Genomic DNA, 638 nt, shown 5'->3' with positions numbered 1-638 from the left:
TCTTGATGTCCTCCTGTGAAGCACTCACCTTCTTCCACCGGCCACTGCTTGATATCGAGATATTCGATGGACTCACCGTACATTGAAGCCGTGGTGTTGTTATTACCGTAGATGGCCTGACCTGAGGCGGTGACCTCTGGCGACACTTTCGTCACAAAGCGCTTTTCACGAAGGATGCGCTCATAGTCGGCAATCTTCAGTGTCTGCATGGCCGACGGATCCTGACGCACACCGCCTCGCATGTCGGCCCCTGGACGGATGGTCAGCAGGTTGGTACCCATGGTGGAAAGCTCCTTGCGGATGCTCTCCTTCGAGCCTTGTCCGATGGCCATCATGATGATGACCGCTGCCACGCCGATGATGATACCCAGCATGGAGAGGAAGCTGCGCATCTTATTGTTGGCTACAGCCTTGAGGCTTACTTTAAATAGATTCGTTATGTTCATAATTCGTTAATCGTCTTGTGGTGTTGGCAAATTAGCCAGGGCTTCTGCAGCCGACTTGATATTGGTATTGATGGTCTTGCTTATTATTGAGACATATAATAGACTTACAATGGTCATTTCCAAGTGCTTAACAGATGATCAGAACTATTTTGTTTAACATAACATCTGAAGAATCAGAACCTCTGTATTCTG

General features: G+C 48.3%; 1 protein-coding gene. It reads right to left on the bottom strand.

Translation table 11 applies throughout. The features are described from left to right. On the bottom strand, positions 1–446 hold a 446-nt coding region (locus FOY53_RS22705; protein WP_186766740.1), incomplete at its 3' end, for an ABC transporter permease. Positions 447–638: the final 192 nt, after the last annotated feature.

Source organism: Puniceibacterium confluentis (assembly GCF_007923445.1).
Lineage (GTDB): Bacteria > Pseudomonadota > Alphaproteobacteria > Rhodobacterales > Rhodobacteraceae > Puniceibacterium > Puniceibacterium confluentis.
The sequence above is the reverse complement of the archived record's forward strand: the minus strand, read 5'-3'. Positions and strand labels throughout refer to the sequence as shown.